Source organism: Glycomyces lechevalierae, assembly GCF_027622945.1.
Lineage (GTDB): Bacteria > Actinomycetota > Actinomycetes > Mycobacteriales > Micromonosporaceae > Glycomyces > Glycomyces rutgersensis.
This window is the reverse complement of the sequence record NZ_JAPZVQ010000023.1, coordinates 73939-83437: the sequence shown is the minus strand read 5'-3', so window position 1 is coordinate 83437 and position 9499 is coordinate 73939. Positions and strand designations below refer to the sequence as shown.

9 protein-coding genes are annotated in these 9499 nt (G+C 69.5%); 6 read left to right on the top strand and 3 right to left on the bottom strand.

The genetic code is table 11. The annotated features are described in order from the left end of the window. Positions 1 to 38: 38 nt before the first annotated feature. A complete protein-coding gene (locus O2L01_RS24405) occupies positions 39 to 1055 on the bottom strand; it encodes an ABC transporter permease subunit (protein ID WP_270124661.1) in 1017 nt (338 codons plus the stop codon). Beyond that, on the bottom strand, positions 1052 to 2116 hold the full coding sequence (locus O2L01_RS24400; RefSeq protein ID WP_270124660.1) for an ABC transporter ATP-binding protein: 1065 nt from the start codon (positions 2114 to 2116) through the stop codon (positions 1052 to 1054). The genes O2L01_RS24405 and O2L01_RS24400 overlap by 4 nt, the downstream gene beginning before the upstream one ends. A gap of 250 nt (positions 2117 to 2366) precedes the next feature. Here O2L01_RS24400 and O2L01_RS24395 point away from each other — a divergent pair, with 250 nt between their 5' ends. Both O2L01_RS24395 and O2L01_RS24390 read left to right on the top strand, forming a co-directional pair. Further along, entirely contained in the window at positions 2367 to 3158 is a 792-nt protein-coding gene (locus O2L01_RS24395; RefSeq protein WP_270124659.1) for an ABC transporter ATP-binding protein, read from the top strand. 418 nt (positions 3159 to 3576) lie between these two features. Next, positions 3577 to 4959 (top strand): alpha/beta hydrolase, encoded by a 1383-nt coding sequence (locus tag O2L01_RS24390; protein ID WP_270124658.1) that lies wholly within the window; start codon positions 3577 to 3579, stop codon positions 4957 to 4959. A 51-nt stretch (positions 4960 to 5010) separates the two neighbouring features. Here the strand turns inward: O2L01_RS24390 and lipB are convergent, their stop codons facing one another. Then, a complete protein-coding gene (gene lipB / locus O2L01_RS24385; RefSeq protein ID WP_270124657.1) occupies positions 5011 to 5682 on the bottom strand; it encodes a lipoyl(octanoyl) transferase LipB in 672 nt (223 codons plus the stop codon). A 250-nt stretch (positions 5683 to 5932) separates the two neighbouring features. Between lipB and O2L01_RS24380 the strand changes: the two genes are divergently transcribed. The 4 genes from O2L01_RS24380 (at position 5933) to O2L01_RS24365 (ending at position 9332) form a co-directional block, all read left to right on the top strand. Next, positions 5933 to 6688 carry an amino acid ABC transporter ATP-binding protein gene (locus O2L01_RS24380; RefSeq protein ID WP_270124656.1) on the top strand — a complete coding sequence of 252 codons (756 nt, stop codon included), beginning with the start codon at positions 5933 to 5935 and terminating at the stop codon, positions 6686 to 6688. A 55-nt stretch (positions 6689 to 6743) separates the two neighbouring features. Further along, a complete protein-coding gene (locus O2L01_RS24375; protein WP_270124655.1) occupies positions 6744 to 7679 on the top strand; it encodes a glutamate ABC transporter substrate-binding protein in 936 nt (311 codons plus the stop codon). Positions 7680 to 7765: 86 nt separating this feature from the next. Next, positions 7766 to 8422 carry an amino acid ABC transporter permease gene (locus tag O2L01_RS24370; protein WP_270124654.1) on the top strand — a complete coding sequence of 219 codons (657 nt, stop codon included), beginning with the start codon at positions 7766 to 7768 and terminating at the stop codon, positions 8420 to 8422. Between the two features lie 13 nt (positions 8423 to 8435). Next, complete coding sequence (locus O2L01_RS24365) at positions 8436 to 9332, top strand: amino acid ABC transporter permease (protein WP_270124653.1); 897 nt, start codon at positions 8436 to 8438, stop codon at positions 9330 to 9332. The last annotated feature ends 167 nt before the right edge of the window (positions 9333 to 9499 follow it).

The window sequence follows — 9499 nt, the reverse complement described above, 5'->3', positions numbered from 1 at the left end:
GTCACACGGCACGCGTCACGCGCCACCTCTCAAAATCGCTAGGACACGTCGCGGCGGTGGAACGCCCAAGTGGCCAAGGCCGCGAAGGCGAGCACGATCCCGCCCAGCAGCAGCCCGGCCTCGGTCGAGGTGATGACCATGATGTCCGGGTACTCGGAGTTGAAATCGCTCCAGTCCTGCAGCTCGATACGCCCGTCGATCCACGCGCTCACCCACGTGTACAGCGACAACCGCTCGGAGAACGGCATCTGCATCGCCATGCCCGCGAACCGCACCAGCATGTCGCCCACGATCAGGTAGCCGGCGATGATGCCGCCCGAGATCGCCGTGTGCCGGCCCAGCATCGCCAGCGACGCGCCGAGCACGGTCATCGCGATCGACAGCAGTCCGGCACGCGCGAACTTCGGCAGGTTCTCGTCCCACCAGGCCGAGTTCAGGTCGCCGATCTCGCCGCGAGCCGCCGCCGTCACGTACAGCAGCCCGAAGGCCAGCAGCAGCACCGCGATCACCGCCGCCGCGCACACCGCGGAGGCCGCGCCGAGCTTCGCACCCCACACCTTCAACCGGTTCGGGTGCCACAGCAGCAGGTTCGCCATCCCGCCGCTCGACCACTCCGCGCCGATCGCCGAGGACCCGAGCATCATCATGATCAGGCCCGCCACGATCGTCACGCCGATGAGGATCAGCGGGCTCTCGTCGGCGAACACGAACGTGTAAGTCCAGATGAGGTCGTCGGCCGTCATCATGCCGAACATGTCCGCGCAGAGTTCCTCGTGCGTCATGTCCTCGTAGTACGGCTCGCCGTCGATCCAGCTGTACTCCTCGGTCTCGAAGTAGTCCTCGTCGTCGACGCAGTCCTCGTACTCGAAGTTCTCCCCGTTGATCCGGTCGGCCTCGGCCTGCGCCTCGGCGAGCTCGGTCTCCGTCGGGCCCTTGCTTGACGTGAACCAGAAGACCCCGGCCAGCACCAGCAGCCCCGCCGCGGCGATGATGCCGAAGACCAGGGACAGGCGGCGGCGCGCGAGGCGCCGCAGTTCGGCTTTGAACAGGTTCACCGCTCGGCCCCTTCCGATTCGACGTTGATCGTCACGTCACCGGCGGCGACCGGCGCGGGCGCCGTCTGCGGCACCACCGCGGACTCCCCGATCTGGACCGTGTGCCCCGGGACCGGCGCGGTGCCGGTCAACTCCAGGAACACCGATTCCAGGTTCTTCGTCTCGGTCCGCAACTCGGACAGGTAGATCCCCGCGTCCGCGAGCGTCTTCGTCACCCACGCGGGCTCCGGCGCGCCCCGGACCACGAGCCGGTCGCGATCGACAGCGGCCGTCACCGGCCTCGCCTCGCCGAGCGAACCCGCCGCCGCCGCAAGGGCGTCGGCCGCCTCCGGCAGCGACGCCGCGTCCGGGAACCGCACGGTCAGGCTCGAATCGCCGTGGCCCGCGATGATGTCGGCGACCTTGCCGTCCACGATGCGCCGTCCCCGCGACACGATCGTCATCGAATCGCACAACTGCTGCACCTCCGAGAGGAGGTGCGAGCTGACAACCACGGTCACGCCCTGCGCGTGCGCGAGCCACTGCAGCAGCTCGCGCATGTGGTGGATCCCGGCCGGGTCGAGGCCGTTCGCCGGCTCGTCCAGGATCAGCAGCTGCGGCTGCTTCAGCAGCGCCTGCGCGACCGCGAGGCGCTGGCGCATGCCCAGCGAGTAGCCCTTGACGGAGGCCTTCGCGGCGTCGCGCAGGCCCACCTGCTCGAGCACTTCCTCGACGCGCGTGTTGGAGACGCCGGCGCTCTCGGCGAGGAGCTGGAGCGTCAGGCGGCCGGAGAAGTGCTTGAAGAACTGCGGGGACTCGACGACGGCGCCGATGCGCCCGACCACGTCCGGGAGGCGGTGGGGCACCTCCTCGCCGAAGATCCGCATGGTCCCGCCGTCGACGCGGATGAGACCGAGCAGGGCCCGCAGGGTGGTGGTCTTCCCAGAGCCGTTGGGGCCCAGGAAGCCGTGCACCTGGCCGGCGGCGACCTCGAGGTCGAGGCCGTCCAAAGCGTTGTGCGGCTGACGGAAGGCCCTCGAGTAGGTCTTCCTCAGCCCCGATATCTCGATGATGGGGGGCATCTGCTCATTCCAGTTAGGACGTACATGTCAGGGTGTTCGCGGTCGGGGTGTCCGGCCGTGCGGGCGGCGCCGGGGCGGCCGCCGCGGTCGGGACGCGTGGTCCCTTGTTCAGACGCCGCCGGACGCGGCGTCGTTGCACGGCCCCGGGATTCACCCCCGGGGTCGCCAGGGGGTATTGCCTGTGTGTCGTACTCCCGCCGCCGAGGCCCGCCCGCGACCGCCCGTCCGGGGCCCGTGGTTTCATTGACCCGTGGCTCAGTCTGAACGCGTCCTCGACCTGTCCGGCGTCACCGTCCGACGCGGCGGCAACCAGCTCCTCGACGGCGTCGACTGGCAAGTCGACGCCGACCAGCGGTGGGTCGTCCTCGGCCCCAACGGCGCCGGGAAGACGACGCTGCTCAACGTAGCGGCCGCCCGCAACCACCCCACTTCCGGCGTGGTGGAGATCCTCGGCGAACGCCTCGGCCGCGTCGACGTGTTCGAGCTGCGCCCCCGCATCGGCCTCACCACGACCGCCGTCGCCGACGCGATCCCCAACGACGAGAAGGCCTTCGACGTCGTCCGCACCGCCGCCTGGGGCATGATGGGCCGCTGGCGCGAGGAGTACGACCCGCAGGACGACGAGCGCGCCGCCTCGCTCATGCGCTGGCTCGGCGTCGCCCAGCTCGCCGACCGGCTGTTCGGGACGCTGTCGGAGGGCGAGCGCAAGCGCGTCCTCATCGCCCGGGCGCTCATGACCGACCCGGAGCTGCTGCTCCTCGACGAGCCCGCCGCCGGCCTCGACCTCGGTGCCCGCGAAGCGCTCGTGGCGACCCTCGCCGGCCTCGCCCGCGACGAGGCCGCCCCGGCCCTCGTGCTCGTGACCCACCACGTGGAGGAGATCCCGCCCGGGTTCACCCACGCCCTGGTCCTCTCCGGCGGCGGCGTGGTCGCCGCGGGCCCGATCGAGCAGGCCCTCACCTCGGAGACCCTCTCCAAGGCCTTCGGCCTCCCGCTGACCCTCACCGCCAACGGCAACCGCTTCACCGCCACCGCCGCCTGACCGAGTGTGAACCGCGACACCCCGGCCCGAAAACCGGCCGAAATCGTCGCACCCCCGAGCCAGGGTTTTGACCGGGGGCCCGAAACACGGCCCCCAGCGGCTCGACCCCTGCCCGCCGAACACCCCCGAACGCGAGCCCCCATCGGATCGCGCCGGAATGTCAGACCCCTGTGTCAGGGTTTTGACCGGGGGCCTGCGATACGGCCCTCAGTGCCTCGGTCCCTGCCCCGGAAACGGCCCTCAACGCGAGCCCGCCTCGCATCGGCCGGAATGTCGTACCCGCATGTCAGGGTATGAACCGGGGGCCCGAAACACGGCCCCCAGCGGCTCGGACGCTGCCCTCGTTTGCCCCGCCCGGAGGCTCCCCTCACACGCGCAGCGTTCGTCGCGCTTGGGCGACCTCGGCTAGGCTGACTCGGTGAGATTTCGGTGGTGGCGCGCGACGGTCCTGACAGCCGTCGCCGTTTTCGCGCTCGTCTACGTCGCCGGCCTGACCCGCCTCGGCGAGGCCGAAGCCGACCAGCTCCACGCGGTCCCCGTCCTCGCCGCCGACCCCGCCGGCGAACTCGACGCCCTCCGCTCCGCCGCCCCCGTCCCCGGCGACGACCCCGCCGCCGCCCTCGAGACCGCGCTCGCCGACCCCGAGACCGCCGCCGCCCTCGTCGCCTCCGAACCCACCGCCGACTCCGGCGAACTCGGCGCCGCCCTCGCCGAACTCCACGACGCCGGCGGCGACCTCGACCCCCTCGAGGTCAACGACTTCTTCACCGGCCTCGGCGACGACGCCACCGCCTGGCTCGCCCTCCTCTACCCCTCCACCGTCGCCGAGATGCCCGGCGCCCCCTTCGACGCCCGCATCGCCGCCAACCGCCTCATCCTCGAAGCGACCACCGCGGCCTCCACCACGTACGACAGCCCCTCGCGGCCCTGGACCGACGACGCCGAACGCCCCGCCCGCGAAGAACTCCAAGCCCTCGTCGGCACCGACCGCCAGTTCCTCTACCTCGACCCCTACAACAACAACGGCGACGGCTCCTGGATCGAAGTCGTCGGCGACCTCCACACCGCCGAGAACGTCGCCGTCCTCGTCCCCGGCGGCTCCGCCGTCCTCTCCAGCGAGAACTTCGAGCTCTACTACAACCGCGCCAAGTCCTTCGTGGACGCCGCCGACGGGAAGCTCGCCATCGTCGTCTGGGCCGCCGCCTCCTGGCCCTCCGGCTGGGTCGAGGAATCCTGGGCCTCCTGGTCCCAGGTCGCCGCCGAGAGCCTCGCCTCCTTCACCTTCGACCTGCGCAACCAGATCGGCGCCGACACCCCCCTCACCCTCGCCGGCCACTCCTACGGCGGCGCCGTCATCGGCTACGCCGAGACCTACGACGTCGCCGCCGACCAGGTCCTCCACATCGCCTCCGCCGGCATGGGCAACGACGTCTACAGCCCGGCCGACTACACCGAGCCCTGCCGTCCCCGCTACTCCATCACCGGCCCCGGCGACCCCATCTCCTACGTCCAGGGCATGCCGTACGTGCCGCTCCTCGGCCACGGCGCCGACCCCGACGACTTCCCCGGCAACCGCAACCTCGTCACCGGGAACCTCTCCGACGCCCCCGACGCCGTCGACGACTACGGCCTCAGCCTCGCCGACCAGGGCATCTCCGGCAAGCCCGTCGAGGGCGTCCACTCCCACTCCGAGATCTTCTTCCCCCACTCGGACGCCTGGAACAACATCCTCAAGGTCCTCCTCAACGAGACCCCCGAGCTCGCCGACGAGCAGCCCGAACCGTACGAACCCTGTTCCTAGGCAACAGGAAACGGGCGCGGCACCTGCCACGCCCGTTCCCGATGAGGCCCGCTACTCGCGTTCGAGCAGCAGCCCCAGATGCTTCTCCACCACCGGCAGGACCTCCTCGACCGTGACCTCACGGCCCAGCTCCTGCGACAGGCTCGTCACGTCCGCGTCCGTGATCGCGCACGGCGCGATCCGCTCCCAGTAGCTCATGTCCGGGTTGCAGTTCAACGCGAAGCCGTGCATCGTCGTCGCCCACCGCACCCGCACCCCGATCGCGCAGATCTTCCGCTCCGGGCCCTTCTCGTCCTCCGGCAGCCACACGCCCGTGCGGTCGTGCATCCGCCCCCGCGCCGACGTCACCCCGAACTCGTGGCACACCGCCGCGATCGTGTCCTCCACCCGGCGCACATAGCCGACCACGTCGACCTTGTTGCGCATCTTCATGATCGGATAGCCCACGATCTGCCCCGGCCCGTGCCAGGTGATCTGCCCGCCCCGGTCGACCGTGACGACCGGCGTGCCGTCCTGCGGCAGCGCCCACGTCTCCGTCCGCCGCCCGGCGGTGTACACGCTCGGATGCTCGAGCAGCAGCACGGTATCGCCGATCTCGTCGTCGATCCGCCGCTGCTGCAGTTCCTTCTGGTAGTCCCAGGCCTCCTGGTAGTCCACCAGGCCGCGCCGTTCGACGGTGATCTTCCCGCCGGCGACGCTCGCGGTTCCCACGGTTGCGGTCATGGAACGACATTAATCCGCGCCGCCCCTCAGCGGCCACCGGACGCCGGAAGCGTCACGATTGTTCCAGCCATGGGTCGTATCCGTTATGCCCTGCTCGTTCTTTATGATGCTGTTACTTAATTGCCGACTAGTTGCGGCTCTGGCCGCCCCGCTGACCACGCGTGAGCTGTCACACTACTATTTCCAGGTACTCAAGCCGATCCGCTCGCCCCGCACCAGTCGAGGGTTGCACACGACAACAGGGACACGAATGGAAGCAACGCAGCCGAAGACACCGATGGTCAGCATCTCCGGCGTCAACAAGCACTTCGGAGACCTGCACGCGCTCAAGGACATCGACCTGACCGTTGGAGACGGCGAGGTGGTGGTCCTCATCGGACCCTCCGGCTCCGGCAAGTCGACCCTGTGCCGCACCATCAACCGGCTCGAAACCGTCGACTCCGGCGACATCACCGTGGCCGGCAAGCCCCTCCCCGCCGAAGGCCGCGCACTGGCGAACCTCCGCGCCGACGTCGGCATGGTCTTCCAGCACTTCAACCTGTTCGCGCACCTCACGGTGCTGCAGAACATCACGCTGGGCCCGATCAAGGTGCGCCGCACGCCGAAGGCGAAGGCCGAGGAGCGCGCCCGGCAGCTCCTGGAGCGCGTGGGCCTGAGCGGGAAGGCCGACGTCTACCCGTCGCAGCTCTCCGGCGGCCAGCAGCAGCGCGTGGCGATCGCCCGCGGCCTCGCCATGGACCCCAAGCTCATGATGTTCGACGAGCCGACCTCCGCGCTCGACCCCGAGATGATCAACGAGGTCCTCGACGTCATGCACGACCTGGCCCGCGAGGGCATGACGATGGTCGTCGTCACCCACGAGATGGGCTTCGCGCGCCGCGCGGCGAACCGGGTCGTGTTCATGGCCGAGGGCCAGATCGTCGAGACCGCGACGCCCGACGAGTTCTTCGACAACCCGCAGACCGAGCGCGCCCAGGACTTCCTGTCCAAGGTCATGACCCACTAGAGCAACAGCACCACCACACTGTTCGCCCCCTTGAGGAAAGGAAACACCTATGCGCATGTTCCGCAGGACCGCGGTGGCCGCCGTGGCCGCCGTCGCCATGTCCCTCGCCGCCTGCTCCGGTGAAGCGAGCCAGGACCAGAAGGAGCAGGACGAGCTCCAGGAGTCCGTCGGCGACTACTCGCTCGAGCAGGCCGAGAGCATTCCCGCCGGCCTGATCCAGGACATCCAGGACAAGGGCCAGCTCGTCGTCGGCGTCAAGTTCGACCAGCCGCTCATCGGCCAGAAGAACACCGCCACCGGCAAGATCGAGGGCTTCGACGCCGAGATGGCCCGCCTGCTCACGCAGTACATCTTCGGCTCCGTGGACGAGGAGGGCGACGACGCGAACCTGAAGTTCGTCGAGACGACCTCCCAGAACCGCGAGACCTACATCAACGACGGCACCGTCGACGTCGTCATCGCGTCCTACTCGATGTACCCGGAGCGGCTCGAGAAGTTCGACTTCGCCGGCCCGTACTTCAACACCGGCCAGAACGTGATGGTCCAGGCCTCGAACACCGACATCAACTCGGTGGCCGACCTCGCCGGCCGCGATGTGTGCATCGCCGAGGGCTCCGGCTCGATCGACAACCTCACCGCCGAGAACCCGGAAGCGAAGATCACGCCGCTCGCCGACTACGCCGCGTGCGCCCAGGCGCTCGAGAACGGCCAGACCGAGGCCGTCAGCACCGACGAGACCATCCTGTACGGCTTCACCGTCGACAAGCCGGACGCCTACCGCGTCCTCGACACGGCGAACATCTTCACCGAGGAGCCCTACGGTGTCGGCATGAAGCTCGGCGAGACCGACGCGCGCCTGTTCATCGACGACATGATCGAAGCGATCACCGCGAACGGCGACTGGGAGAAGGCGTTCGACCTGACCTTCGGCGCCGCCGGCATGCCGAAGCCCGCGCAGCTGCCGGTCCCGGACCGCTACGAAGCCAAGTAACCGGTAACCCGAGACCGTTCGGCGGGGGGGGGGGGGGGGGGGCGGCCCCCCCCCCCCCCCCCCCACCGCCCTATGGAGGAGTCCGCTTGTTCGACAATTTCGACCTCATGGTCGCGGCCCTGGGCGCGGGCGCATGGACCACGGTGTGGGTCACGCTCGTCAGCTTCGCGATCGCCCTCGTCATCGGCATGGTCCTCGTGGTCATGCACGTCAGCCCCGCGTGGCCCGCCCGCTGGGCCGCGAACGCCTACACGCAGCTATTCCGGAACGTGCCGCTCCTGGCGGTCCTGTTCATCCTCTTCTTCGGCCTCCCGCAGGTCGGCATCAAAGCCGACAACTGGGTGTGGGCCCTCCTCGGTCTCGGCATGTACACCGGCGCGTTCGTCGGCGAGACCCTGCGCTCGGGCATCAACTCGATCCCGCTCGGCCAGGCCGAGGCCGCCCGCGCGATCGGGCTCACGTTCAGCCAGTCGCTGCGCTCGATCATCCTGCCGCAGTCGATCCGGGTGGTCATCCCGCCGCTCGGCTCGCTCCTGATCGCCCTGGTCAAGAACAGCGCGCTCGTCCTCGCCATCGGCGTCACCGAGCTGACCGCGCAGGCGCGGCGGCTCATCGAGGACAACGAGAGCCGCTTCGACCTGTGGGGGGTCATCATCGGCGTGACCGTCAGTTACCTGCTGATCGCCTTCGTCCTCAGCTACCTGGTGCGGATCGCTGAGAAGCGCACCGCCTTCGTCCGATGAGAGCGGTTGACTCATGAGCAGACAGAGTGAGAGCACGGTCCTGTTCGACGCGCTCGGCCCCAAGGGCCGACGCAACTCGAACATCGCCTCCATCATCTCCGCGGTGGTCATCCTCGGTGCGCTGGCGTACGCCGCCAGCGTGCTCGCCTCCGAGGGCTTCTTCGAGGCGAGCCGCTGGGCGAATCCCCTGGACAAGCTCGTCGTCGAGACCACGTGGATCCCGTCGATCCTCGCGACCCTGCGTGCGTTCGCGCTCGGCTCGATCCTGGCGCTGATCCTCGGCGTGATCTTCGGCTTCGGCCGGATCTCCCGATTCCGGCTGACCCGGTGGGCCGCCGCCGGATACGTCCAGTTCTTCCGGTCGCTGCCGCTGGTGCTGCTGATCTGGATCTCCTTCACCATCGACGGGCACTTCGGGTTCACCACCGACGTGCTCGGCTGGACCAACGAGGCCCGCCGCCTCACGTTCCTGGTGCTGGGCCTCGGGATCTACAACGGCGCGGTCCTCGCGGAGATCCTCCGCGCCGGCGTGGCGGCGCTGCCGCCGGGCCAGGCGATGGCCGGTCACGCGATCGGCCTGAGCCACGGCCAGGTCCAGCGCCTCGTGGTGCTGCCGCAGGTGCTGCGGAACATGCTGCCGGCGGTGCTCGCGCAACTGGTCATCCTCCTCAAGGACACCTCGCTGGGTTACGTGATCACCTACCCCGAGCTGCTGCACTCGGCGAAGATCATCGGCAACGACTACGGCAACTCGTTCCTGCAGGCGCTCGTCATCGCAGCGCTCATCTACTTCGTGCTCGCGTACGTCCTCTCGAAGCTGGTGGTGCTGGCCGAGCGGCGCCTGCGCCGCAAGACCGCCGCACCCGCGAAGGCGGTCCAGCAGATCGAGACGGCCGTCGTCGCCGAGTAACACATCACGCGTCACACGTGACGCGCCATCGAGGGCCCCGCCGTGTTGCCGCGGCGGGGCCCTCGCCCGTACCCGGGCCGACCGCCCGGGCGGGGCGCCGGATCGGGCGCACGGCGGCGGCGCCCGGTGCTGTGCGACATGTGACATGCCACTGGCGGCGGCCCGTG